We start from the raw sequence: 25175 nt of genomic DNA on the forward strand, positions 1-25175 counted from the left end.
AAGGACGGCAGGCACATAGAAAGAGCGTGCACATCAAACTGGCACGCTTTTCTACTATCGTGATCATATCTTATCAACCACAAAGGAAAAGCGCAAGCAAATTGCTTCAGGCTAGTTTTTCTTCAGCTGCATCATCAATTCCATAATTCTCGCACCCAGCTTTTGGGCTGCTTCTGAATCACGACTTCTTTCAGCGTCTTTAAGCTGTTTCTGCCTTTGCAGTAATTCTTCCCGTTTTGGTCGAATTTTAATCTGTTCAACATAGTCAGACATTTCATTATCTGATATTTCTGTTGGAATGTCAAGATGCGCCAGCTCAGATACAAGATTTATAAGTTCCTGCTCTTCGACGTATTCCATAAAGCGACTTACGTCCGGCTCATGCTCATCGTCATAATAAGCATATAAATAAGCCGCAAGCGCTGTATGGGCATCAATGTTAAATTCTCCCCCAATGCGCTCCTTAACCTCCTCAGCTATTTCCCGGTTCTGAAGCATAAATGCAAGGAGCGTCCGTTCAGCATTTTCGTAGGCTGAGCGCATCGATACCTGCTTTTTCGGAAGCGCCCCGCTTCTCCATCTTTTACCGGCTTCAGAAGCAGACGGAGCCCTAGCAGCCTTTTCTTTCTGATCTTCTTTCTGGACTTTGCGCTCTTCCTCCCGGAGTGCATCCATCGACAGATCAAATTCTTCTGCCAGCTGCTTCATGTAAAATTCACGTTCCACAGCACTGCTGATTACAGATGTTTCCCGGAGTACTTCTTCGATATAGGCAAGCCGGTCTCCTTCATTTTGAAGGTTTTTATTTTCACGAAGCTCCTGAACCTTAAAGGACATGAAAGGGACAGCCCGTTCCGCCAGCTGCTTTCTGAATGCTTCGGGGCCCCGGGCCTGGATAAAATCGTCCGGATCCATCTGTTCAGGAAACAGCGCTACCCGGACGTCAACGCCCTGGTTTACAAGAGTATCCCCGGTTTTCCAGGCAGCTGCCCGACCTGCATTATCACCGTCATAAGCAATTACAGCCTTGTCTGTCGCTTTTCGGATCTGCTCGGCCTGTCGTTTGGAAAAAGCTGTGCCAAGGCCCGCTACTCCATTCTTCACTCCAGCTTTCCAGGCGGCGATAACGTCCATGTAGCCTTCAAAGAGGACAGCTTCGTCCTGTTTGCGAATTGCCTGGCGCGCTTTGGGGAATGCATATAGCGTTTCGTGTTTTAAAAAGATGGGCGTTTCCGGGCTGTTTAAGTATTTCGGCTTTCCTTCCCCAAGTGCACGGCCTCCGAAGGCAACAGCCTGCCCGCGCTGATTATGAATAGGAAACATGACCCGCCCTCGAAAGCGGTCGTACCGTTGCCACGTGGATTCCTGGCGGAGAATCAGGCCGGCCTCTTCCATTTCTTCAAGGTCGTATTCCCTTTTTTCAAGCAGCTGCACAAGCATGTCATTCCGCTCCGGCGCATAGCCGAGCTGAAATTCTTCAATAATCTCTTCACTGATACCCCGGGCTGTTAAGTAATCATACGCTTCTTTTCCCTGTTCTGTATTCATCAGCAAGTGATGATAAAACTTGGCTGCCATTTGATGCGCTTCTTTTTTGGATTGATGCTGTTCCCGTTCGCCAGGATATTGATCTTCGAGTTCAGGCAGATCCACATTTGTTTTAGCTGCGAGAGACTGAATGGCTTCCACAAACGTCAGGCCGTCATGCTCCATCAAAAAAGAAATGGCGTTGCCACCCGCTCCGCAGCCAAAGCAGTGATACAACTGCCGTTCCGGCGAGACGGAAAATGACGGAGTATTTTCCCCGTGAAAAGGACACAGGCCAAGGTAGTGTTTGCCCTGCTTCTTTAACTGGACGTAATCATTGATAACTTCTACGATATCTACCTTTTCCCGCACCTCAGCAACTTTTTCTTCCGGAATAAACGCTGCCAATTTGCTTCCTCCCTGATGAGCCTATTACCATTTGGACGCACTATCGCCTGTTTCAAAAACCTTCAGGCCTTCAAAAAACCGTTGGCGCTCTTCGGGCGATATTGCTTTAGGCCCTTTAACTCTTTGCTTTCCCTGTTTAGCCAACACGCCGGCATACCGGCCGGCAAGCAGCCATTCTTCGTCGCCTTTTTTCCAGCGTTTCCCCCGGAAGGAGAGCACTGACGCTCCCTTCTCAAGGGCGATTGCTGCCAGGCCGTGGTCGTCGGCAATAACCAGGTCGCCGGCAGAGACATGATTCCAAATGTACATGTCCGCTGCTTCGGGTTCGTTTTCTACCATTACGGTCTCTGCTTCATACATTTTATTTGATGCGTGGGCACTGCTCGCCACAAAAACGATTGCCATGTTTTTATCTGCGCCCCACGTATCGATCGTTTCTTTGTGCGGGCATGCATCAGCGTCCACATACACTGTGGGTTCCTTTTTCGTCATGTTGAGTCTCTCCTAGCGCTGCTGAAACATATTGGAGATGATATTAGCTGTCTCTTCCACAGCTTTATTGGATACATCAATGACCGTACAGCCGATCTTGTTCATCAGCTCTTCCGAGTAGTCAAGCTCTTCCTGGATACGCTCCATGCTCGCATAATTTGCTTCCGGCCTCAGTCCAAGGGCTTTCAGGCGTTCTGAACGAATACGGTTCAATTTATCAGCGCTGATCCGCAGGCCGATACATTTCTCACTTGGAATGTTAAACAATTCCTCCGGCGGGTCCACTTCCGGTACAAGCGGCACATTCGCCACCTTCAGGCGCTTATGGGCCAGATACTGGGAAAGCGGCGTTTTCGAAGTTCGCGATACGCCGATCAGCACAATGTCCGCCCGGACGATGCCCCGCGGGTCCCGGCCGTCATCGTATTTAACCGCAAACTCAATCGCCTCCACCTTACGGAAGTAGTCTTCATCCAAACGATATACGAGCCCAGGTTCATATCTTGGCTGCTGGTTCGTGAGGGTCACCATTTTATCGAGCACCGGCCCCATAATATCAACAGTATCTACGCCAGCCTTCTCCGCACGTTCCCGAAGGTACTGATTGATTTCTGGAATTACTAGCGTAAAGGCAATCATCGCCTTGGCTTCCTTGGCGAGCTGGATGACCTCTTCAACCGTGCCTTCATCTTCAACGTACGGGATGCGGCGCACCTCCATCCCGTCTTCCCCAAACTGACTCGCAGCAGCTTTTACTACTAGTTCAGCTGTTTCTCCTACCGAATCGGACACTACGTACACTACTGGACGCTCTTGTTTTGTGGTCATGTCTGCCTCCCCGGGTTAAAATAATTGATTATTGGCCAGATCCACCAATACTTTGGTTATATTCGTTTTTGTGACCCTGCCGACCACTTCATACTTTTCACCGCCGGCATCTTTTACGACCGGAAGCGCGTCAATCTGGCGTTCAATCAGCTTGGTGGCCGCGTAAACCACCAGATCTTCTTTTTTACAAACTGTGATATTGGGCATCCTTGTCATTATAATACTTACCGGGATAGCTTCTGTATCCTGGCGGCCAAGACTAGCCCGCAGCAGGTCTTTTCTTGAAAGGACGCCGGCCAGGTGGCTTTGTTTATCCACTACAAAGAGGGTACCGACATCTTCAAGGAACATAGTGCATATGGCATCGTACACGCTATCCGATTCTGAAACGACCACCGCAATCGACTGATAATGTTTAACGGTCAGTTTGTGCAGCTGATTATTCAGTTCTTCCGTATCCGTTTTTCCGGTGTAATAATACCCTACTCTTGGTCTTGCTTCTAAAAACCCTGACATTGTGAGAATAGCCAGATCGGGTCGCAGCGTAGCTCTCGTAAGTGAGAGTCTGTCTGCGATATGCTCCCCGGTGATTGGCCCGTTGTCTTTAACAATCTGCAGGATGGTTTCCTGACGCTCTGTTAATTCGATAATGACTCCCCACCTTCATCGGCGCTTCGCACGGAGGCACTGTTTTATGAAGAAAAAACAATACTCCGAAAGCGGGCGAACCGTTCAATTTCTTTAGATAACAGTGTCATCTGCTGCAGTCTGTTTTGCTTTACCTGTTCATCTTCAGCCATAACCATGACATGATCGAAGTAGGCGTTGATCGCTGGCGTCACTGCCTGAAGCGATTGATAAGCACCGGCCACGTCAGCCTGGTCGAGCCTGTCATCGAGCTGTTGATTCAAGGTTTTGCTTTTTTCGTAAAGCTCTCTTTCCTCTTCAGCCTGGAACAGCTCTGTTTGAATATCCGAGCCGCTATCTGTATTTTTTGCGATATTGGTCACCCGGCTGAGGGCTTCCACCGTTTCTTTAAAGTCTGCTTCTTCGGCACGTGACTGAATAAATCCAGCTTTCTCTGTCACTACATCAATTCTTTCGCCAAGATGAAGCAGCACAGCATCCGCGATATCATGACGGATCCCCTCATCAAGGAGCTTCTGGCGGACACGCTGAACAAAGAAGTCTTCGAGGTCCTTCAAGACATCCGCCTCCTCCCGCTGGAGAAGAGAACGCTCTTTAATTTCATCCATTACAAGGACAATCAGCTGTTGAATCGTCAGCGGAAGGCGGTGCCCGTTGATTGTCTGGACAATACTTGCTGCCTGTCTTCTCAATCCGTGAGGGTCCTGGGAGCCGGTGGGCACCATCCCTACCCCAAAGCTTGAAATGATAGTATCCATTTTATCCACTACACTAATGACCGCGCCTTCAATGTTTTCCGGCAGAGAATCGCCAGCAGCCTTGGGCTTGTAATGTTCTGCAACAGCTTCGGCAACTGCTGTGTTTTCTCCTGCCAGAAGGGCATACTCTTTTCCCATAATACCCTGGAGTTCCGTAAATTCATCCACCATTAACGTAACGAGGTCGAATTTGGAAATGTGGGCAGCGCGTTTGATGTTTTGCCCCTTTGTGCTGTCCAGCTGCAGATATTCTGCCAGCCGGGTGCTGACAGCTTCCACCCGCATTACCTTCTCACCGACTGTACCGAGATTTTCCTGATAAATAACGTGATTTAATTTTTCTACCGCTTCATCCGGTGATAGCTTCTGATCTTCATCATAGAAGAACTGGGCATCCGCCAGGCGAGCACGAAGCACTTTTTCGTTCCCTTTCCGAACCTGGTCAAGATGTTCTGCGTTACCGTTTCGTACTGTAATGAAATATGAAAGAAGGCTGCCCTCATCATTTTCCACCGGGAAATACCGTTGGTGCTCTTTCATGGAGGTTACAAGCACCTCCCGCGGAATATTCAAATATGATTCGTCAAATGAGCCATGCAGCGCGGTCGGATATTCCACAAGCTGATTCACTTCAGCAAGCAGCCCTTGATCGATCGGAATATGCCAGCTGTTTTCCGCTTCGATCTCTTCGATCTGGCTGCGGATCAGTTCTGTCCTTTCAGCAGCGTCTACAATGACATACTCCTCTTTTAGCTGCTGCTCATACGTTTCCGGTTTATGGATCGTTACCGCATTTCCCAAAAACCGGTGGCCGTGAGAAACATTTCCGGCTGTATGGCCTGTAATAGTGAACGGGATCACTGCTTCACCGTACAATGCAACGAGCCATTGAATCGGACGCACAAAGCGGAGCTCATGGCTTCCCCAGCGCATATTTTTTGGAAAAGCAAGCGATGTAATAATCGTTTTCATTTCCTGCAGCAGTTCTGTAGTTGATTGTCCTTTATGTTCTTTTTCCACAAAAACGTATTCGGTGCCTTTGACCTCTTTAAAATACAGATCCCCCGCATCGACCTGCTGGCCTCTGGCAAATCCTAAAGCAGCCTTGCTCCAATCCCCTTCATCTGTGAGGGCAATTTTCTTGGCCGGGCCGCGGGCTTCCTCGACCATATCCTCCTGATAATCAGCCAGATCTTCCACGCGGAGCGCGAGCCGTCTCGGCGTGGAAAACATATGAACGGCACTATAGCTTAAGCGCTGTTCCTCCAGCCAGGTTTCTGTTTTTTCCTTCAGCTGCTTTACTGCCCCTTCCACAAAGCGGGCAGGCATTTCTTCCACGCCAATTTCAAGTAAAAAATGATTAGCTGCCATAATTCATCGCCTCCTGCTTCTGTAGCGGAAATCCTAGTTTTTCCCGTTCTTCATAATATGCCTTCCCGCATTTTCTTGCCAGATTGCGCACACGTGCAATATATCCAGTTCTTTCCGTCACTGAAATCGCCCCGCGGGCATCGAGCAGATTAAACAAATGCGAGCATTTTAATACGTGGTCGTAGGCCGGCAGCACCAGCTTTTCATCAATCGCCCGTTCTGCTTCTTTTTCACTGGCGGCGAACTGATTCAACAGCAGCTCTTTATCCGCAATTTCAAACGAATACTTCGAATGCTCGTATTCTGCCTGCAAAAACATATCCCCGTACGAAACGCCCTGCACCCATTCCAGGTCAAACACATTTTCCTTGTCCTGAATATACGACGCCAGCCGTTCAATGCCGTACGTAATCTCAGCTGTCACCGGGTGAGCATCCATACCGCCGACGTGCTGGAAATATGTGAACTGAGTGATTTCCATGCCGTCGATCCACACTTCCCAGCCAAGGCCCCAGGCACTCAATGTTGGGGCTTCCCAGTTATCCTCCACAAAACGGATGTCGTGGGCAAGCGGGTCAATGCCAATGGCTTCCAGGCTTTTTAAATACAGCTCCTGGATATTGTCCGGCGAAGGCTTCATGACCACCTGAAACTGATGATGCTGATACAAACGGTTTGGGTTCTCTCCGTAACGGCCGTCTCCTGGCCGTCTCGAAGGCTCTACGTATGCTGCGTTCCACGGCTCGGGCCCGATGCTGCGCAAAAACGTCATCGGGTTCATCGTCCCCGCTCCCTTTTCCACGTCATAGGCCTGCATTATAATACAATTCTGACTGGCCCAATAATTCTGCAATGTTAAAATCATTTCCTGTATGTTCATTGCCATGTTAAACACCCCTTCTGCTTTTGGATTATTTCATTAAAAAAGTCCCTATACCTGTCACTCAGGTATAGGGACGGTTATTACCGCGGTTCCACCCTACTTGCTTTTAGGCACTATGACCGAAAAGCCGCTTTATCCATCATACGCTCCAGAACGCCTTCACAACCTGTCAGCGTGCAGCTTTCACTATCCTGCACTCGCTAAGACTGAAGAAGATTGCTACTACTTTCTTTCCTTGCGCATCGTTATGATTGTATTGAAATAGTACTTAACATTTGCGAGTGTGTCAAGCACTCATTCGACGTTCCACTTTTCCATCTGTTCTAAAAAACGCCTCGCCTTTAAATGAATACCTGCGTATGAATCATAATAGCTGTTTAGGACATCCTTCAGCTCTTTTTTCGTTTCTGCCGATACAGAAACCGAACCGATCCGATGCACGTCAATATAGAAAAACGTCCGCAAAAGCCGCACCGTCTTCGGCTGAATGCGGAAGCGGTACGGATCGATTTCCCAGCAATGGTGGCAGAGAAATCCGGCTTCACGAATAGAGAAATGAAATGTTCCTTCCTGCCGGCCACAATTCACGCATCGGTCAATCACGGGCTGAATGCCCGCCACCGCAGTCATTTTCACTTCAAAGAGGCGGATAAGCACTTCGGCGTCCTCCCCTTCGTCGATACGCCTCAGAAGTTGCCAGAACAGCTCAAACAAATAGGGATTTCGTTCCTGGTCCACAGTAACTTTATCAAGAAGTTCGGACAAATAGGAAGCGTAGGAAGTGAGAACGATGTCTTCGCGCACGCTGCGGAAAGAATCTGTTACATCTCCCTGGCTGAGTGTCCTCATTCCTTTACCTGGATAGTACACAAATGTTCCATAAACAAAGGGCTGCGAGATTGAACGCAGGCGGCTGCTTGGTTTCTTTGCCCCTTTGGCCATCATCGCCATCTTGCCGTGCTCTCTTGTATATACTGTTAACACTACGTTGGATTCCCCGTACGAAGCAGTCCGCAAAACGATGCCTTCTGTTTTCTGAATCATGCTGTTCCTCCGCTCACAGGCGTTTTCTTAATACTCGTCCTCGCGATATCCGTTCTCCCGAAGCAGATACGCACTGTTTCTCCAGTCTTTTTCCACCTTCACCCAAAGTTCCACGAATACCTTCGATCCAAGCATCGATTCAATATCTGCCCGGGCCCGCTGGCCGATTTCCTTGAGCATCGATCCCTGTTTGCCGATAATAATGCCTTTTTGGGTCGGGCGCTCAACGACAATGGTAGCCGCCACATATACGGCCCCATTTTCACGCTCTTTCATTTCATCGATAACGACGGCGAGCGAATGCGGCACTTCCTCCCGGGTGAGCTGCAGAGCTTTTTCACGTATTAATTCACTTACAATAAACCGTTCCGGATGGTCGGTGACCTGATCTTCCGGATAAAACTGAGGGCCTTCCTCGAGGTATTTGGTAAGTTCTTCGAGAAGCGTCGTCACGTTATTGCCGTTCAAAGCAGAAACCGGCACTACCTCAGCAAAATCATACCGTTCGGAATAGCTTGCAATAACCTTGAGCAGTTCATCCGGATGGACTTTATCGATTTTATTTACGATTAAAAACACCGGTGTGTCTGTCCGCTTCAGTTTTTCGATAATATATTCTTCTCCGGGGCCGTAGGACTCGGACGCATCAATCAAATATAAAATAATATCGACGTCGTTCAGCGTCTGCAAAGCAGCACGAACCATAAAATCGCCCAGCTTGTGCTTCGGTTTATGAATGCCCGGAGTATCGATAAAAACAACCTGGGATTCTTCCGTCGTATAGACTCCCTGGATTTTATTTCTCGTGGTCTGTGCTTTGTCGCTCATGATCGCAATTTTTTGGCCAAGCACCTGATTCATTAATGTAGATTTTCCCGCATTGGGCCGCCCGATTAGAGCGGCAAATCCGGAACGATACGATTCACTCATTGTTTTCCCTCTTCTTTCCTGCTTTCATACTATAAATCCTCCGGGCCGAATGCTCCCGGGAGCAGCTCTTCCATTGTTGTTACTTTCATGTCACCCTGCAGGTTGCCTAAAACAATCCGGGCGTCCTTTGGCAGAAACTCAGAAAGCACCTGCCGGCAGGCGCCGCATGGGGCGACCGGCCCTTTTGTATCGGCAATGACAGCTATCATTTTTCCACTGCGCATGCCCGTGCGCAGTGCACTGAATACGGCTGTCCGTTCTGCACAGTTGCTTAACCCATATGACGAGTTCTCAATATTGCATCCTTCGAACCATTCGCCGTTTTCCCCTACGAAAACCGCTCCAACCGGGAACTTGGAATACGGGACATATGCTTGTTCTCTTGCCTGTTTAGCCCGTTCAAGCAGTTCGTTTTCTATAGCCAATGTTCTTCCCCCTTTGTCAGCTCAGCCATTCCCAAAGGAATGGCGCAAAAATCATCAATCCGATGGCAACAGCAAATACCGCGTAAATGAGCACCGCCCCGGCTGCAATATCTTTCACGTCTCCTGCGATTTTATTCCATTCCGGAGAAATCAAATTCACCAGGCGCTCCAGTGCTGAATTAACCATTTCGAGGACGAGCATGCCAGCGATCGCTAGTAAGAGAACGGTCCACTGCCATAATACAATACCGCACAGCCAGCCCAGAAAGACAGCTGCTAGGCCAAAAAAGACATGGAAGCGCATATGACGCTCCTCCCGAAACGCCAGGCGTATGCCTTTTCCGGCAAACACAAATCCGTCTCTCCAGCGCTTGGGAAACAATTTATCGCGGTAGCCCATACGCTTCAAGAATCCTTTCCTGACGCGAAAACATTCTCTCTTCTTCCTCTTTTTCCATATGATCGTAACCAAGCAGATGCAGCAGGCCGTGAACAGCCAGAAACCCCAGTTCCCTTTCAAATGAGTGCTCGTACTCTTCCGCCTGTTCCCGAGCCTTTGGGATGCTGATAATAATATCTCCAAGCAGGTTCGGGATGCCTTCGGCCTGCGGCTGGATCTCGTCGTCATTCAATGCAAACGAAATCACGTCCGTCGGACGGTCAATTTCCCGGTATTCTCTGTTGACTGTTTGAATCATTTCATTGTCTACAAAGCTTACGGAAACTTCCGACCCGTCTACGACTCCTTCCTCTTCACATGCGAACTGCAGTATATTCTGTACCAGCTCCCAGTGTTTTGACTCTACTCGCTCCGTCTCATCCACCATATCCACTTCAATACTCACACGTGTCCACCCCCGGCTAGTTGTTTGTTGGTTTGTCCGGCCGGTTCACCGTACGCTTTGGATCGCCTTCTTCCTGTTCATAGGCATCCAGAATCTGCTGCACTAGTGTATGCCGGACAACATCTGTCGCTTCGAGATAAACGAATCCGATATGATCAATGCTTCTTAAAATTCGGGCTGCAACCTTCAAACCAGATTGCTGTCCTTTTGGAAGATCAATCTGGGTGAGGTCTCCGTTGACAATCATTTTTGAACCAAAGCCCAGCCTTGTTAAAAACATCTTGATCTGCTCTTTCGTCGTATTTTGTGCTTCATCAAGAATAACGAAAGCATCATCAAGCGTCCGCCCTCTCATGTAAGCAAGCGGGGCTACTTCAATCGTACCCCGTTCCATGAGCCGCTGTGTATGCTCCGCCCCAAAAATATTATGCAGGGCATCATACAGCGGGCGCAGGTACGGATCCACTTTTTCTTTTAAATCTCCCGGGAGAAACCCAAGGCTTTCTCCGGCTTCCACCGCCGGCCGGGTTAACACAATTCGTTTCACCCGTCCTTCTTTTAAGGCATTGACCGCCATCACTACTGCCAAATAGGTTTTACCTGTCCCTGCCGGACCTACACCGAATATCATATCCTTACGGCGGATTTGATCGATATATTCCTTCTGTCCTAAGGTTTTAATCATGACTGGCTTGCCTTCAGCGTTTATAGCGATCTGTTCCTGAAATAAATCTTCAAGCTTTTCAAGCTTTCCTTCCTCGGCAAGCTGCGCTGCATAAACGACATCCCGTTCTGAAATCCGCACCCGTTTTTTCAAAAGTCTCGCTAATGCTTCAATCACTTCTTCCACCAGTGCCGCTTGTTTTTCATCGCCTTCCACGATCAGTGATCCACCGCGGGTAATTATTGAAACATCCAATTTTTCTTCAAGCCTTTCAATGTGCACGTCATTGGGGCCGAACAGCTGCTGGATGTCATTCATTTCATTCACTTGTAATTCTAGCGTTTTCTTTTCGGTCAATATAGCTCAGTCTCCTCGAATATATTATCATATCCTTGCTCTCATCAGTTTTTACGTTAGTATGCTAACTCTACTCTACCACCACGCTTTAGGTGTTGCAAAAATTAGCAGACATTTTACGTAATTGAAGCAAAAAAAGAGCCTGATCTGAAGACCAGGCTTACTCATTGCTGCTTTTTTTGGTGGAACGGTGCGGCGCGACTATCTCACGCGACATTGTTGATTGCCGCTGGTAAGGATAGCCGCTGCGTCTTGTAACCGGCGGACTGAGAACCTCCGCCCACACAAGTCCATTCGCTGCTTCTTTTTTGTTTATTGCATGCGGATTTCTCCGTCTTCCACCGATTTCTCCCTCTGACATGACGCTGCCATGTTCAGCAGATTGTCTTGAAGCACGCTCAAGACGCTGGCTTGCATTCTTTTTTTGCTGCTGCAGCTCTTCACGGCGTTTTTCGTATTCTTTTAAAGCTGCGCTTTTATTCTGAGGTTCATCTGCCTCTTCCTTGTACAGCTCTGCCTCTGCTTCCGGCACCCGGCGGGTGGGATGACTGCCGGAACGTCCGGAAGGATCATTCTGAGGACGGTTCGGTGTGTTTTCTTTCCGGGCGTTTTCAAATTCCTCAAACAAGTCCTCAAGTTTTCCGAAAGCACCGCCCCGTTTCTTCGAATCGCTGCCACTGCCGTCCTGCTGCTGGCTGCTGTCCCCCCGGCCCATAAACGTAATCAAACCGCCGAAGAGCAGCAGTAAAATCCACAGGTTATTAAACACTAGTTCAAATAGCTGCTCCATCGCTTTATTCACCTTCTTCTACGGGCAAAGTCCCTTAATTATCGGTGTGCGGACGGCTATACGGTCCGTTTTGATCGTCGTCTTTACCGGATTTACTGATCGATTCACGCATATCTGTATCAGACATTACATTTTGAATATTCATGTAATCCATAACACCAAGATTTCCGGAACGCAGTGCTTCCGCCATTGCCATTGGTACTTCTGCTTCGGATTCGGTAACTTTCGCGCGCATTTCTTCTACACGTGCTTTCATTTCCTGCTCTTGGGCTACAGCCATCGCACGACGTTCTTCGGCTTTTGCCTGGGCGATGTTTTTATCTGCTTCCGCCTGGTCCGTCTGCAGTTCTGCGCCGATGTTCTTGCCGATATCAATATCGGCTATATCAATGGATAAAATCTCAAAAGCCGTACCTGAGTCCAAGCCTTTGGAAAGAACCGTCTGGGAAATGCTGTCCGGGTTTTCCAATACTTGCTTATGGTTTTGGGATGAACCGATCGTTGAAACAATGCCTTCACCAACCCGGGCGATGACGGTATCTTCACCAGCGCCCCCCACGAGACGGTCAATGTTTGCCCGTACGGTTATTCTTGCTTTTGCTTTCACTTCAATACCATCCATTGCAACACCGGCGATAAACGGTGTTTCAATAACTTTCGGGTTAACGCTCATCTGTACAGCTTCCAGTACGTCACGGCCGGCAAGGTCAATGGCGGCACAACGCTCAAATGTAAGTTCAATATTTGCACGCTGGGCAGCAATTAAGGCGTTGACCACCCGGTCCACGTTACCACCGGCCAGATAGTGGCCTTCAAGCTTGTTCAGTTCAATATCAAGTCCGGCTTTTTCCGCTTTAATCAACGGGTTTACTACTCTTGACGGAATAACCCTCCGGAGCCGCATACCGACCAGTTGGAAAATACCTACTTTCACCCCTGCTGCAAGCGCCGAAATCCAAAGCGCAACTGGTACAAAAGTAAATAGAATGACGAGTGCTATTAAAATAATAGCTAATACAACAACGAGACCTAAATCAATGCCCATGTTATGATTCCCTTCTTTCTTTGTTAGAGTATGGCTTTACTACAACACGCGTGCCTTCTACACGCACTACCTGCACATCGTCTCCGCGGTCAAGATAGCGGCCGTCTGAAACAACATCGATTTTTTCACCGTCAATATCTACCGCGCCGGTAGGATGCAGCGGGGTTAATGCTGTTCCTTTCCTGCCTAATAAATCTTTTCTGCTTTCACTCGACACGTATCCTTCCTTCGAAGAGAAAGTATCCTGCAGGACCAGCTTTTTCATCGGCCCCCGTTTTCCAAAGCCAACCACCATGACTACCGCTGCAATGATAGCCGCTACGGCTGCCAGCGCCACGGAAATTGCCATGACCGAAACAGAAAACGAGGACATAAATAAGCTGCCGACAACTGCCCCTATACCTAATATACCAAAAATTCCAAAACCAGGAACAAAGAATTCTACCAGCAGTAATATTAAGCCGACGCCAAACAGAAGCAGCCCTTCGAAGCCAGCAAACCCGGCAATCATATGACCAAAAAAGAAAAGTCCTAAAGACGCAAGGCCGATACCTCCAAAAATGCCAAAGCCCGGCGAAAACACTTCAAGTATTAACCCGATCATGCCGACGCTCAGTAAAATCGGGATTACATAGGGACTGGTCACCCATCTGGCTATCTGCTCGGCTGCACTGATGTCTGCTTCTTCTACTGCCGCGTCTCCCAGGTTCATCTGGCTGAGAAGATCCTCTCTGCTGTCAGCAATGTATTCTGCATAACCTACTTCCTCAGAAGCTGCCTCCGAGGCTGTAAGCGTTAACAGCTCGCCTTCACCGGCACGGTAATCAGGCAGATCCACTCCAGGATCGGCCATGGCTTCTGCATACACCGGATCTCTGTCATTTGATTCAGCAGCATTGACCATATTGGATACCCAGGCTGATTGAGCCTTATCAGATGCTGCGTTACCTGAGCCGTCAATAACCTGGGCTGCTCCCATTTCCGTGTCAGGTGCCATCGCAATTTCGTCAGCACTCAGAGCCAGAAATGCCCCTGCTGACATCGCCTGTTCCGTTACGTATGCTGTCGTTGGAATAGACGTTTCATTAATAATTGAAGCAATCTCTCCTGCGGCATCTACCGCACCACCAGGAGTGTCAAGCTCAAAAATAATCCGGTCGGCTTCCGCTTCTTCTGCTTCCTCTACCGATCGTTCCAAAAATGCAGCCATTCCCTGCTCCACGGTCTGCTCAACCGGAATAACGTACACTGTCTGATTTTCACCAGCTCCCTGTACAGAAGCTGGAAGCCACGCGGCCATCGTAAAAAGAATCGCAAGAAAGACAGCCAGCCATCTGCTTTTTCTCTGCTCCACCATTATCCCTCCTCCCGTTCAATAGTTATATGTCTATATTCTTATGTACGAGGATAAAGATAAAAGCGTTTCAATTTTTTCCCGTTTATTTCAGTAGTAAGAGCGGCATAAGTTTAAAAAAAGAGACCGAACCGGCACTAAACCCTGATTCGATCTCTAGATTTCATATTATCAAGAAGACAGATGCTTTTTCACTAATTGATTTACCTGAGAACCATCTGCTTTTCCGCTAATTTTAGGCATCACTGCAGACATCACTATTCCCATATCTTTCATCGAAGAAGCATTCTGCTCTTGAATGGTTTCTTTTACAATCGATTCCAGTTCTTCATTCGATAAAGGAGCAGGAAGATATTCAGATATGACGTTCATTTCGAACCTGGTCTGTTCTGCTAAATCTTCCCGTCCTGCGTTTTCAAACTCATGGAGGGAATCTTTTCTTTGTTTCATTTCACGGTTTAACACCGCTGTTGCTTCACTTTCATCAAGCTCTTTATTGAGCTTGATGGCTTCATTCTGCATCGAAGCCCTCAGGCCTCTGATAACATTCAAACGCTGTTTTTCCTTGTTTTTCATTGCTGATTTCATGTCACTGCTTAAACGATCCATGAGTTCCAAGGATGCAGCACCTTCTTTACTTAAAACTTACGTTTTCTAGCTTCTTCGCTTTTCTTCTTACGACGAACACTAGGTTTTTCGTAGTGTTTGCGTTTTTTCACTTCAGCCATTGTTCCTTCTTTGGAAAGGCTACGCTTAAAACGGCGAAGAGCGGCATCAATATCTTCATTCTTTTTCTTTCTTGTCTCTGCCATGTGATTCCCTCCCTCCGAACAACCAATCTAACCAATACATGAATAAAGAAGTTTACTCAAATACTAGCCATTTGGTAAATAGTATAAAGCATCTATGCCAAAAAATCAACGAGCAGGAAAGTTCAGATTGTTAGTAGTTTTCGCTTGAGGTTTCGCCTTGCAGAATTTTCACACCGGAACTTGCACCGAGCCGGGAAGCTCCGGCCTCAATTAATGCAAGAGCGGTCTGCCGGTCTTTGACCCCGCCACTTGCTTTCACTCCGGCGCGGTCGCCCACCGCTTCTTTCATCAGCCGCACATCTTCAATTGTTGCTCCGCCTCCATTAAATCCAGTGGAGGTCTTTACAAAATCTGCGCCGGCTTCTACGGCAAGACTGCAGGCCGTTTTCTTTTCATCATCCGTCAGCAGCGCTGTTTCGATGATGACTTTCACCAGTGCTTCCTTATTAGCAGCCTGTACTACTGCTTCAATATCTGCGCGGACCAGGGCGTCTTCCCCGCTCTTTAGCGCGCCTATATTAATAACCATATCAACTTCCTTTGCTCCATTAGCAAGGGCATTTTTTACTTCAAACGCTTTTGTTTCCGGATTCGTAGCACCGAGCGGAAAGCCAATTACCGTGCAAACGAGCACATCGGAGCCTTCTAGTTCCTTAGCCGCTAACGGGACCATTGCCGGATTAATGCACACAGATTTGAAATGATTATCTTTCGCTTCGGTGGCGATACGTTTAATGTCTTCAAATGTTGTTTCCGGCTTCAGCAGCGTATGATCGATATATTGCGCGAGATCTGCCATGCTTTCTCCTCCAGTTCAACTATTATAGTTATACAAGCGTTGCCGCGTCAGGGTCGAGCACGCGGACAAATTCCCCTTCATTCAACGGGTAGCCGGCGTCCGTAATTTTCACACGTACAATCTCACCGCGCCATTCCGGTTTCGCAGGGAAACGGACTTTTATATAATTTGTCGAATAGCCGACAAAGTATCCTGGTTTTTCCTTATCTTCCTCTTCCGGGATTACTTCCACGACTTCATTTTCGAAACGCGAAGCATATTCTTTGGCCAATTGGTTGGAAAGTTCAATCAGACGGTGCACCCGATCATTTTTTTCTTCCTCCTCAACTTGGTCATTCATTTTAGCAGCAGGCGTACCCGTGCGCTTCGAATACGGAAACACGTGCAGCTCTGAGAAACGCTGGTCCCGGATAAAGTCGTACGTCTGCTGAAATTCTTCTTTTGTTTCTCCTGGGAAACCTACGATCACGTCTGTGGTGATAGCACATTCCGGCAGGGCTTCGCGCAGTTTTTCGAGGCGGTCTGCATAAAACTCCACGCTGTATTTTCTTCTCATTCGTTTAAGCACGGTGTTCGAGCCGGCTTGAAGCGGCACGTGCAGATGATTTACTACTTTGTTGGAGTTGCGGAGCACATCAATTACTTCATCGGTGATCTGACTTGCTTCGATGGAGGAAATCCGGATTCGTTTTAGACCCTCGATTGTTTCAAGGTCCCGCAGAAGCCCAGCAAGGTTGTAGTCCTTCAGGTCTTCCCCGTATCCGCCTGTATGGATACCTGTAAGCACTAATTCTTTGTAGCCTTTATCAACTAACTGATGGGCTTGATGCATGACATCTTCCGGATTTCTCGAACGAAGAAGGCCGCGGGCCCATGGAATAATACAGAAGGTACAGAAATTATTGCATCCTTCCTGAATTTTAAGCGATGCTCTCGTACGATCGGTAAATTCCGGCACATCAAGCTCTTCATACACCCGGTTTTTCATAATGTTGCTTACACCGTTAATCGGTTCCCGGGATACCGTGTACTCTTCAATATAGTCGAGCATTTTTTTGCGGTCCTGCGTACCTACGACAATGTCGACGCCGGGAATATCCATGATCTCTCCCGGGGACGTCTGGGCATAACAGCCGGTAACGCAAATAATAGCTTCCGGATTTTTGCGCACTGCGCGCCGGATAACCTGGCGGCTTTTTTTGTCTCCGGTGTTGGTCACCGTACAGGTGTTGATGACATAGACATCTGCGGTTTGATCAAATTCCTTTTTTTCGTAGCCGTTATTTTTAAACAGCTGCCATATGGCTTCCGTTTCGTAGTGATTTACTTTACAGCCAAGAGTATGAAACGCCACTGATCTCATTGTATGTTCCCCTCCTGAATTTCATAATAATATGTCACTGCCCCGAGAAGCAGCAAAGAAGCAGTTTCGCTGCGGACAATTCTTTTTCCGAGCGACGTCATAGGAATTTCGTTTTCTTCAAGCAGAGAAAGCTCATTACTGGAAAAACCGCCCTCCGGCCCGATGAAAGCGAGCAGCGTTTCAGGCTTCCGGCTGAATACGGCTGGAAGCTGTGCAGGCCTGCCTGCCCTGGCCTCTGCTTCCGATAAAACGATTCTGCTCTCCATAGAAGACGTATTTTCTACAACCTTCCGTACAGAAGCAAAATAAGCAACTTCCGGTATATACATCCGCTCTGACTGCTCTGCTGCTTCTTTAGCAATTCGGTTTAAACGATCAATTTTCTTTTGCCGTTTATTCGCATCCCATTTTACCACAGAATGCTCCGCTTCATAAAAATAAATCGCCGCGGCTCCCAATTCCGTTGCTTTTTGTACAACGGTGTCCATCTTTTCTCCCTTAATCAGAGCCTGGGCTGCGATGACATTTACAGGAAGTTCTGCACCGGCTGTCCATTCGCTGACTATTTTTGCACGAACACTCTTTTCTTCAACGCTTTCGATTTCACTCACAAAAGCACGTCCCTGGTTGTCTTTGCATACAATTTCTTCTCCCGGGCCCATACGCATAACACGGGCAATGTGCTTTGCATCATTACCCGTGATTTGTATATATTCATGCTGTATGGAGGAGGGGTCCACAAAATAATGCTGCATATTCCTCTCCTTTATAACGCCTGCGGACGGCGGGCGATAATGCACAGCCAGTCTTCGACTGCCCGCACATCCTCAATAACGAAACCCGCTTCCGTCAGAGCCTGCTCAACATCTGTACGTTTGCTTTCAATGATGCCTGAAGTAATAAACACACCATCCGGTTGAAGAGAGCTGAACGCATCTTCCGCGAGGCGGATAATAATTGGCGCTAAAATATTAGCTACAATGATATCTGCCTGCATTGATTGGTATTCCAGCAGATCCGATTGAGCCACAGTGATCTTTTCTGCCATACCGTTACGGCTAATATTTTCTTTCGCACTTCTGACAGCCACTTCATCGAGATCGAGCGCAAGAATCTCTCCCGCTTCAAACAAGGAGGCTCCTATAGCAAGCACGCCGGAACCGGTCCCTACATCCAGCACCGCATCTCCCGGACGTGTATACTCTTCAAGAGCCTGCATGCTGAGTACGGTTGTCGGATGGGTGCCGGTACCAAATGCCATGCCCGGATCAAGCGTAATGATTTTTTCACTGCTCTTTTTTTCGTACTCTTCCCAGGAAGGCACAATAGTGATTTTATTCGTGATCTGGACAGGTTTGTAATATTTTTTCCACGCCTCTGCCCAGTCCTCCTCGGCAATCTCTTTGAGCACCACCTGGTTTCGTCCTAAATCAATATCGTAAAGGAGCAGTTCGTTAATGGATTGCTTGATTTCCTCCACAGTATCGGTGACGTAGCTTGTCATTGGAAGGTAGGCCTTCACGAGCGTGCCTTCATCCGGATAATTATCTTCAGAAAGCATAAACCATTCATCTTCCGCCTCTTCCCATTCACGCTCCAGGTCGGCCGAATCTTCAATCACCACTCCGCTCGCTCCTGCTTCCTGAAGCACAAATGAAACAGGGTCAATTGCTTCCTGGGTGGTGTGGACAGAAATTTCAATCCAATTCATAAGCCTGCTCCTCTCTTTTACTCTCCACGAAAAGCCCGTTTCACGCGGTCAAAGAAATTTCCGTGCTGTTCATCGGTCTCTTCATCGCCGCTGATTTCTGCAAATTCCCGCAGCAGCTCTTTCTGGCGGTCCGTTAATTTTTTCGGTGTCACTACCTGGACTTTGACATGCTGGTCGCCCTGCCCGCGGCCGTGTACATTACTAATACCTTTATTACGGAGGCGGAATTTCGTGCCGGACTGTGTACCTGCCGGTATTTTCAGTTTCACTTTCCCGCGCAGTGTCGGCACTTCAATTTCATCACCAAGCGTTACCTGAACAAATGTAAGCGGCATTTCACAGTAGACGTCGTCTCCGTCACGTTCAAAGAACTCATGCGGTTGTACGTTGAATACAACAAACAGGTCGCCTGGCGGTCCGCCGTTTGCACCAGGCTCGCCCTGTCCGCTCACGCGGATCTGCTGGCCGTGGTCGACGCCCTCCGGAATGTGAATATTAATCTTTTTGTTCCGGCGGATGCGTCCGTTTCCATTACACGTAGGACATTTTTCCTCCACTTCGACGCCGGAGCCGCTGCAACGGTCACATACGCGCCGGTTCACGACACGTCCAAACGGCGTATTCTGTTCTACGTTCATCTGGCCTTGGCCACCGCACTGGCGACATGTTCTTTTTTCAGTTCCCGGCTTCGCGCCGTCGCCGCCACACGTTTCACAGTTTTCTTCTTTTGGAATTTCAATTTCTGTGTCCTTGCCGAAAGCTGCTTCTTTAAAGGTGAGCGTCATTGTATACTGCAGATCCGCGCCCTGTCTCGGAGCATTTGGATCTCTGGAAGCACCGCCGCCGAAAAACATATCGAAAATATCGCCGAAGCCGCCGCCAAAACCGCCAGCTCCACCACCGCCGCCAAAGCCCTGATTAGGATCTTCATGGCCGAAACGATCGTAATTTGAACGCTTCTGTGGATCGCTTAATGTATCGTAGGCGTCTTTGATTTCAATAAATTTTTCTTCGGCGTCGTCTTCTTTGTTGACGTCCGGGTGATACTGGCGCGCCAGTTTTCTATATGCTTTTTTTATTTCCTGCTCATCTGCGTCTTTGCTGACGCCAAGCACGTCATAATAATCGCGTTTACTCATCGTTCATCTTCACTCCTCGCTCTTGTCCATACGTGTTATCTTATCATTCTACAAGAAGACGCTTCAATCTGAAAAACATATTCTTTACAGAAAGAAGGGGCTATCCCCTTGAATAGAAGCAGTCAAGTGACCACTATTCGGGACAGCCCCATTCATCAGCGCTACAGATCGTTAGCTGTTTTTGTTGTTGTCATTGTCATCATTAACGTCTTCGTACTCAGCGTCTACAGTGTCTTCACTGCTTTCGCCGCCGGCTTCGCCCTGCTCCTGCTGAGCCTGTTGCGCTGCCTGCTCGTACATTTTGGTTGTGAGCTGCTGAACGATTTCCTGAAGCTCGTCTTTCGCTGTGCGAATAGCTTCAATATCTTCGCCTTCAAGCGCCGTTTTTACTTTTTCTTTTGCGTCTTCTGCCTGTTGTTTTTCTTCCTCTGTTACGTTTTCACCGAGATCGCTCAATGTTTTTTCGGTAGTGAAGACGAGCTGGTCCGCTTCGTTGCGTACTTCTACTTCTTCTTTACGCTTTTTGTCTTCTTCCGCGTTTTCTTCAGCATCTTTTACCATTTGTTCAATTTCTTCTTCAGAGAGGCCGGAAGAAGAAGTGATGGTAATGGACTGCTCTTTGTTTGTGCCAAGATCTTTCGCACGCACATTCACAATACCGTTGGCGTCAATATCAAAAGTAACTTCGATTTGAGGCACACCGCGCGGAGCCGGTGGAATATCCGTCAACTGGAACCGGCCAAGTGTTTTATTGTCCGCAGCCATTTCACGCTCACCCTGAAGCACATGAATATCCACGGAAGGCTGGTTATCTGCCGCTGTGGAGAACGTTTGGGACTTACTTGTCGGGATCGTAGTGTTCCGATCGATTAGTTTCGTCGTCACTCCGCCCATTGTTTCGATACCAAGCGAAAGCGGTGTAACGTCGAGAAGCACAACGTCTTTTACGTCACCAGTGAGGACGCCTGCCTGCACGGCAGCACCTACGGCTACCACTTCATCCGGGTTAACCCCTTTGTGTGGTTCTTTACCGGTTAAGTTTTTAATTCCTTCCTGTACAGCTGGAATACGGGTGGAACCACCAACAAGGATGACTTTATCCACTTCGGAAGCACTGAGACCGGCGTCTTTCATTGCCTGTCTTGTAGGTCCCATTGTGCGTTCAACCAGCTTCGAGGAAAGCTCATCAAACTTGGCGCGTGTCAGTGTAAGCTCGAGGTGCTTCGGCCCGCTTTGATCTGCTGTAATAAACGGCAGGGAAATTTGGGTCTGCGTAACGCCGGAAAGATCTTTCTTCGCTTTTTCAGCTGCATCTTTTAAACGTTGGACAGCCATTTTATCCTGGGAAAGGTCAATGCCGTTTTCTTTACGGAATTCATCCACCAAATGATCGATAATTACCTGGTCAAAGTCATCGCCGCCAAGCTTATTGTCGCCGGACGTGGAACGCACTTCGAAAAAGCCTTCGCCAAGCTCAAGAATGGAAACGTCAAATGTACCGCCGCCAAGGTCAAACACGAGAATCGTCTGATCCTCTTCTTTTTCCAGCCCATATGCAAGCGCTGCTGCTGTCGGCTCGTTGACAATCCGGTCTACTTCCAGACCTGCAACGCGGCCGGCGTCTTTTGTAGCCTGACGCTGGGAGTCGTTAAAGTAAGCCGGCACTGTAATAACCGCGTTTGTAACAGTTTCGCCAAGATAGCTTTCAGCATCAGACTTCAATTTTTGAAGAATAATCGCAGAAACTTCCTGCGGATTGTATTCTTTGCCTTCGATTTCCACCTTATAATCTGTGCCCATGTGACGCTTGATGGAACTGATCGTGTTAGGGTTTGTGATGGACTGGCGCTTTGCCACTTCCCCAACCTGACGTTCTCCGTCTTTGAACGCTACAACTGAAGGAGTTGTGCGGTTGCCTTCCGGATTCGGAATAACCTGTGCTTCGCCGCCTTCCATAACGGCTACGCAGGAGTTTGTTGTACCTAAGTCAATGCCAATTGTTCTACTCATTTTTCTTCCTCCTATACAGTACTCTATATATGAATTATTAGTTGTTCACTTTTACCATTGAAGGGCGCAGTACACGATCTTTCAGTCTGTATCCCTTCTGCATTTCTTCCACAATCTGATTGGACTCAAACCCTTCTTCGTCAGCCTGCATGACAGCCTGGTGAATGGTTGGGTCAAAGTATTCGCCCTGTGCCGGGATTTCTTCTACTCCCTGCTGTTCAAGCGCGGTCCGGAATTGATTGTAAACCATAGCCATGCCGTCAATAAATGACTGGGCACTTTCATTATCCGGCTGGGTCTGCATCGCTCTTTCGAAGTTATCCATTACCGGCAGAAGCTCCTCTGCAAGAGGCTGAACCCGGTATTTGGCGTCCTCTTCTTTTTCCGCTTTTGCTCTGCGGCGCACGTTTTCTAGATCGGCCTGCGCGCGAAGAGCACGGTTTTTCCATTCCTCTACTTCTTTTTCGAGTTCCGCTTCACGCGACCCTGTTTCTTCTTCCAGTTCATCTTCCTCAACATCTTCAGGTTCGATGATTTCAACATCTTCTTCTGTTACTTCTTCATTCGGTGTTTCTTGTTCATTTTTTTCTTGTTCCTGCTGTTTGTTCTTTTCGCTCAACTGCGCCACCTCCATAAATGCTGTTGCTATCGTTCAGAGCTACATTTTATCCGGCTCTTTATTAAGTTCATCAACCAATAACAAATACTATCATTAAGAGTCTCTCCGGTACAAGTCATCCAACACATTTGACAGTCCGTAGGAAAGATGATTGATAAGGGTTATGACTTTTTGGTATTCCATCCTTGTCGGCCCTACAATGCCAATGGTTCCGACCGGCTTCCCGGCAAGAGAATAGGTGGCAGAAATAATACTGCAGTGTTCAAACGCTTCATTCGTATTTTCCTGGCCGATCCTAATTGTCATTCCATTCATGGTTGGCTTTAAGAGCTCATGGATCAAATGCTCTTCCTCCATTAATTCAAGTAGCGCCCGCACACGGTCCACGTCTTTAAATTCCGGCTGGTTAAGCAGGTTGGTCTTTCCTCCGTAAAAGATTTTTTCATGCCTTGACTTGCGAAGAGCTTCTTCTGTAAATGAAAGAGCTGCTTCATAGTTAAGCACATACTTTTTCAGAAGGTCCCTTACTTCAGAGAACAACGCCCGCTGCAGCTGATAAAGCGGAATGCCCCGCAGGCGTTCGTTTAAAATATTCGTAATTTGTTCGAGCTCTCCTGCTTCGAGAGAGGGGGGAAGAGCTACCGTGTGGTTTTCCACATAGCCTGTATCCGTTACGATGACAGCAACAGCAGCTGCTTTTCCGATCGGAACAATCTGAATCTGCCTGAGCCTGGATTCAAACATCTCCGGGCCAAGCACAATAGAGGCATAGCTCGTCAGCTCAGACAATATCCCCGCTGTTTCCTTCACTGCTTCTTCAGCTTCGAGTATTTTACCAGCAAAAAGTGATTGAATATTATTCATTTCAGGCTCACTGAACCGGTACGGAAGCAGCAGGCGGTCCACATAGAGCCGGTAAGCTTTTTGGGAAGGAATGCGTCCGGACGAGCTGTGGGTTTTTTCTAAAAAACCGAGCTCCTCCAAATCCGCCATATCGTTACGGATAGTGGCCGGACTGAACGTAATGCTGTTTTTTTTGGAGATGCTTCTTGAACCCACAGGCTCAGCCGATTGAATATAATCTTCAATGATCGATTGCAAAATGAGTAATTGTCGATCGGTAAGCATTACACATTCTCCTCTGTTAGCACTCGTTTTACCCGAGTGCTAAATCTATTTTATAAGCTATCAAAGGATTTTTGCTTTGTCAATTATTTTCGGGCTCCTCGTCCAACAAAAATAACGTAAACACTTCATTGCCGAGCAGTTTTCCTTCTTCCGTTAAAAACAGATAGCCGTCTGCTTCTGCCAGCCATCCTTTCTGCTTTGCTTCCTGAATGCTTTCCGGATATATATCTTCGACTGTGCAGCCGTATTTCTGATAAAAACGTTCCGTAGACACACCCTCGTATAGACGAAGCCCGAGAAACATTTCTTCTTCGATCTGCTCTTTTCTCGTCACTGGATGCGTTGACTGGACTGGATTGCCTTTTTCCTGAACTGCCTGGATATAGTGGTTCAGCGGTTTAACGTTAGCATAGCGCACGCCATTAATATATCCATGAGCCCCGGCCCCAGCCCCAATATACTCTTCATTCTGCCAGTATATCCGGTTGTGGCGGCTGCTGTGCCCCGCACGCGCAAAATTGCTGATTTCATAAGCCTGCAGCCCATAATTTTCAAGGCGAGCCACGAGCAGTTCATACATGTCCGCTTCCTCTTCTTCCGGAAGCGGTGCGATCTTCCCTTCCCTCCACCAGTTATAAAACCGGGTCTGCTTTTCAATTTTCAGAGAGTAAGCCGATACGTGCGGGGGGGCAAGCGCCATCGCTTCATCAAGCGTTTCTTCCCAGTCCTTCATTGTCTGTCCCGGCAGCCCGAACATTAAATCAATAGAAATGTTATCAAATCCGGACTTTCTGGCGGCCTGGACCGTTTCTTTCGCTTCTTCCGCTGAATGCCCCCGGCCAATCTTGTTTAACTGGGTGTCATGGAATGTCTGGACACCAATGCTCAACCGGTCGACTTTACCTGCCTTTAGCAGTGACAGCTTCTCTTCCCCAACATCTCCTGGATTCACTTCCACCGTGTACTCTTTCAACTGGGACACCGGAACGTGTCGGCTCACAATCTGCATCAGCTTCTCCACCTGTTCGACTGAAAGTGCAGTCGGTGTGCCCCCGCCGATATAGACCGTCTGCAGCTGATCCATCTTATAAGAAGCAAGCTCCTGGTCCAGCGCTTCTAAATATTCATCCACCGGCTGATTGTTGATGAGAAATTTATTAAAATCACAGTAATAACAAATGTATTCGCAAAAAGGGATGTGGACGTACAATCCTTTGGCCACGTT

26 protein-coding genes are annotated in these 25175 nt (G+C 48.0%); all 26 read right to left on the bottom strand.

Features of this window, described 5'->3' with window-relative positions:
* Positions 1-111: 111 nt before the first annotated feature.
* The gene (dnaG, locus tag CHL76_RS04440) at positions 112-1935 is read right to left on the bottom strand and encodes a DNA primase (protein ID WP_094907962.1); all 1824 of its coding nucleotides are present in this window, start codon (positions 1933-1935) and stop codon (positions 112-114) included.
* Positions 1936-1959: 24 nt separating this feature from the next.
* Positions 1960-2427: a DUF188 domain-containing protein gene (locus tag CHL76_RS04445; RefSeq protein WP_094907963.1), complete on the bottom strand. Its 468-nt coding sequence runs from the start codon at positions 2425-2427 to the stop codon at positions 1960-1962.
* Positions 2428-2439: 12 nt separating this feature from the next.
* Entirely contained in the window at positions 2440-3255 is an 816-nt protein-coding gene (locus CHL76_RS04450; protein WP_079476843.1) for a pyruvate, water dikinase regulatory protein, read from the bottom strand.
* 15 nt (positions 3256-3270) lie between these two features.
* Positions 3271-3903 carry a helix-turn-helix transcriptional regulator gene (locus CHL76_RS04455; RefSeq protein ID WP_079476844.1) on the bottom strand — a complete coding sequence of 211 codons (633 nt, stop codon included), beginning with the start codon at positions 3901-3903 and terminating at the stop codon, positions 3271-3273.
* Positions 3904-3947: 44 nt separating this feature from the next.
* Complete coding sequence (glyS, locus tag CHL76_RS04460; protein WP_094907964.1) at positions 3948-6032, bottom strand: glycine--tRNA ligase subunit beta; 2085 nt, start codon at positions 6030-6032, stop codon at positions 3948-3950.
* Positions 6022-6912 carry a glycine--tRNA ligase subunit alpha gene (glyQ, locus tag CHL76_RS04465; RefSeq protein ID WP_094908028.1) on the bottom strand — a complete coding sequence of 297 codons (891 nt, stop codon included), beginning with the start codon at positions 6910-6912 and terminating at the stop codon, positions 6022-6024. Before glyQ ends, glyS begins: the two co-directional genes overlap by 11 nt.
* Before the next feature lie 297 nt (positions 6913-7209).
* A complete protein-coding gene (recO, locus tag CHL76_RS04470) occupies positions 7210-7959 on the bottom strand; it encodes a DNA repair protein RecO (RefSeq protein ID WP_079476846.1) in 750 nt (249 codons plus the stop codon).
* Between the two features lie 27 nt (positions 7960-7986).
* A complete protein-coding gene (era, locus tag CHL76_RS04475) occupies positions 7987-8889 on the bottom strand; it encodes a GTPase Era (protein WP_079476847.1) in 903 nt (300 codons plus the stop codon).
* Positions 8890-8918: 29 nt separating this feature from the next.
* Positions 8919-9314, bottom strand: a complete 396-nt coding sequence (locus CHL76_RS04480; protein WP_079476848.1) for a cytidine deaminase — start codon at positions 9312-9314, stop codon at positions 8919-8921.
* 16 nt (positions 9315-9330) lie between these two features.
* Entirely contained in the window at positions 9331-9714 is a 384-nt protein-coding gene (locus tag CHL76_RS04485; RefSeq protein WP_079476849.1) for a diacylglycerol kinase family protein, read from the bottom strand.
* The gene (gene ybeY, locus CHL76_RS04490) at positions 9698-10159 is read right to left on the bottom strand and encodes an rRNA maturation RNase YbeY (RefSeq protein ID WP_094907965.1); all 462 of its coding nucleotides are present in this window, start codon (positions 10157-10159) and stop codon (positions 9698-9700) included. The genes CHL76_RS04485 and ybeY overlap by 17 nt, the downstream gene beginning before the upstream one ends.
* A 16-nt stretch (positions 10160-10175) precedes the next feature.
* A complete protein-coding gene (locus CHL76_RS04495) occupies positions 10176-11180 on the bottom strand; it encodes a PhoH family protein (RefSeq protein ID WP_094907966.1) in 1005 nt (334 codons plus the stop codon).
* A gap of 160 nt (positions 11181-11340) precedes the next feature.
* Positions 11341-11970, bottom strand: a complete 630-nt coding sequence (locus CHL76_RS04500; protein ID WP_094907967.1) for a hypothetical protein — start codon at positions 11968-11970, stop codon at positions 11341-11343.
* A 34-nt stretch (positions 11971-12004) separates the two neighbouring features.
* Positions 12005-13015 (bottom strand): flotillin-like protein FloA, encoded by a 1011-nt coding sequence (floA, locus tag CHL76_RS04505; protein WP_371862268.1) that lies wholly within the window; start codon positions 13013-13015, stop codon positions 12005-12007.
* Position 13016: 1 nt separating this feature from the next.
* A complete protein-coding gene (locus CHL76_RS04510; RefSeq protein ID WP_094907968.1) occupies positions 13017-14372 on the bottom strand; it encodes an NfeD family protein in 1356 nt (451 codons plus the stop codon).
* Between the two features lie 168 nt (positions 14373-14540).
* The gene (locus CHL76_RS04515; protein ID WP_094907969.1) at positions 14541-14987 is read right to left on the bottom strand and encodes a GatB/YqeY domain-containing protein; all 447 of its coding nucleotides are present in this window, start codon (positions 14985-14987) and stop codon (positions 14541-14543) included.
* A 20-nt stretch (positions 14988-15007) separates the two neighbouring features.
* A complete protein-coding gene (gene rpsU, locus CHL76_RS04520; RefSeq protein WP_022794945.1) occupies positions 15008-15181 on the bottom strand; it encodes a 30S ribosomal protein S21 in 174 nt (57 codons plus the stop codon).
* Between the two features lie 130 nt (positions 15182-15311).
* Positions 15312-15980 carry a deoxyribose-phosphate aldolase gene (deoC, locus tag CHL76_RS04525; protein ID WP_094907970.1) on the bottom strand — a complete coding sequence of 223 codons (669 nt, stop codon included), beginning with the start codon at positions 15978-15980 and terminating at the stop codon, positions 15312-15314.
* Between the two features lie 28 nt (positions 15981-16008).
* Positions 16009-17343 (bottom strand): tRNA (N(6)-L-threonylcarbamoyladenosine(37)-C(2))-methylthiotransferase MtaB, encoded by a 1335-nt coding sequence (gene mtaB / locus CHL76_RS04530; RefSeq protein WP_079476855.1) that lies wholly within the window; start codon positions 17341-17343, stop codon positions 16009-16011.
* Entirely contained in the window at positions 17340-18098 is a 759-nt protein-coding gene (locus CHL76_RS04535; RefSeq protein ID WP_094907971.1) for an RsmE family RNA methyltransferase, read from the bottom strand. Before CHL76_RS04535 ends, mtaB begins: the two co-directional genes overlap by 4 nt.
* Before the next feature lie 11 nt (positions 18099-18109).
* On the bottom strand, positions 18110-19054 hold the full coding sequence (gene prmA, locus CHL76_RS04540) for a 50S ribosomal protein L11 methyltransferase (RefSeq protein ID WP_079476857.1): 945 nt from the start codon (positions 19052-19054) through the stop codon (positions 18110-18112).
* Between the two features lie 17 nt (positions 19055-19071).
* On the bottom strand, positions 19072-20193 hold the full coding sequence (gene dnaJ / locus CHL76_RS04545) for a molecular chaperone DnaJ (protein WP_079476858.1): 1122 nt from the start codon (positions 20191-20193) through the stop codon (positions 19072-19074).
* 171 nt (positions 20194-20364) lie between these two features.
* Positions 20365-22203, bottom strand: a complete 1839-nt coding sequence (gene dnaK, locus CHL76_RS04550; protein WP_094907972.1) for a molecular chaperone DnaK — start codon at positions 22201-22203, stop codon at positions 20365-20367.
* A gap of 37 nt (positions 22204-22240) precedes the next feature.
* Positions 22241-22822 carry a nucleotide exchange factor GrpE gene (gene grpE, locus CHL76_RS04555; protein WP_233133215.1) on the bottom strand — a complete coding sequence of 194 codons (582 nt, stop codon included), beginning with the start codon at positions 22820-22822 and terminating at the stop codon, positions 22241-22243.
* Between the two features lie 93 nt (positions 22823-22915).
* Positions 22916-23950, bottom strand: coding sequence for a heat-inducible transcriptional repressor HrcA (gene hrcA / locus CHL76_RS04560; protein ID WP_079476861.1), 1035 nt, complete (start codon positions 23948-23950; stop codon positions 22916-22918).
* Positions 23951-24029: 79 nt separating this feature from the next.
* On the bottom strand, positions 24030-25172 hold the full coding sequence (hemW, locus tag CHL76_RS04565; RefSeq protein WP_094907974.1) for a radical SAM family heme chaperone HemW: 1143 nt from the start codon (positions 25170-25172) through the stop codon (positions 24030-24032).
* Positions 25173-25175 lie beyond the last annotated feature (3 nt).

It is taken from the genome of Marinococcus halophilus, assembly GCF_002265875.1.
Lineage (GTDB): Bacteria > Bacillota > Bacilli > Bacillales > Marinococcaceae > Marinococcus > Marinococcus halophilus.

What these genes read in the sequence shown, in the direction of transcription:
- CHL76_RS04445 (WP_094907963.1), bottom strand. Translation starts at nt 2,427, where the DNA reads ATGACGAAAAAGGAACCCACAGTGTATGTGGACGCTGATGCATGCCCG.
- CHL76_RS04450 (WP_079476843.1), bottom strand. Translation starts at nt 3,255, where the DNA reads ATGACCACAAAACAAGAGCGTCCAGTAGTGTACGTAGTGTCCGATTCG.
- glyS (WP_094907964.1), bottom strand. Translation starts at nt 6,032, where the DNA reads ATGGCAGCTAATCATTTTTTACTTGAAATTGGCGTGGAAGAAATGCCT.
- glyQ (WP_094908028.1), bottom strand. Translation starts at nt 6,912, where the DNA reads ATGAACATACAGGAAATGATTTTAACATTGCAGAATTATTGGGCCAGT.
- recO (WP_079476846.1), bottom strand. Translation starts at nt 7,959, where the DNA reads ATGATTCAGAAAACAGAAGGCATCGTTTTGCGGACTGCTTCGTACGGG.
- era (WP_079476847.1), bottom strand. Translation starts at nt 8,889, where the DNA reads ATGAGTGAATCGTATCGTTCCGGATTTGCCGCTCTAATCGGGCGGCCC.
- CHL76_RS04485 (WP_079476849.1), bottom strand. Translation starts at nt 9,714, where the DNA reads ATGGGCTACCGCGATAAATTGTTTCCCAAGCGCTGGAGAGACGGATTT.
- CHL76_RS04500 (WP_094907967.1), bottom strand. Translation starts at nt 11,970, where the DNA reads ATGGAGCAGCTATTTGAACTAGTGTTTAATAACCTGTGGATTTTACTG.
- floA (WP_371862268.1), bottom strand. Translation starts at nt 13,015, where the DNA reads ATGGGCATTGATTTAGGTCTCGTTGTTGTATTAGCTATTATTTTAATA.
- CHL76_RS04510 (WP_094907968.1), bottom strand. Translation starts at nt 14,372, where the DNA reads ATGGTGGAGCAGAGAAAAAGCAGATGGCTGGCTGTCTTTCTTGCGATT.
- rpsU (WP_022794945.1), bottom strand. Translation starts at nt 15,181, where the DNA reads ATGGCAGAGACAAGAAAGAAAAAGAATGAAGATATTGATGCCGCTCTT.
- deoC (WP_094907970.1), bottom strand. Translation starts at nt 15,980, where the DNA reads ATGGCAGATCTCGCGCAATATATCGATCATACGCTGCTGAAGCCGGAA.
- mtaB (WP_079476855.1), bottom strand. Translation starts at nt 17,343, where the DNA reads ATGAGATCAGTGGCGTTTCATACTCTTGGCTGTAAAGTAAATCACTAC.
- CHL76_RS04535 (WP_094907971.1), bottom strand. Translation starts at nt 18,098, where the DNA reads ATGCAGCATTATTTTGTGGACCCCTCCTCCATACAGCATGAATATATA.
- prmA (WP_079476857.1), bottom strand. Translation starts at nt 19,054, where the DNA reads ATGAATTGGATTGAAATTTCTGTCCACACCACCCAGGAAGCAATTGAC.
- dnaJ (WP_079476858.1), bottom strand. Translation starts at nt 20,193, where the DNA reads ATGAGTAAACGCGATTATTATGACGTGCTTGGCGTCAGCAAAGACGCA.
- dnaK (WP_094907972.1), bottom strand. Translation starts at nt 22,203, where the DNA reads ATGAGTAGAACAATTGGCATTGACTTAGGTACAACAAACTCCTGCGTA.
- hrcA (WP_079476861.1), bottom strand. Translation starts at nt 23,950, where the DNA reads ATGCTTACCGATCGACAATTACTCATTTTGCAATCGATCATTGAAGAT.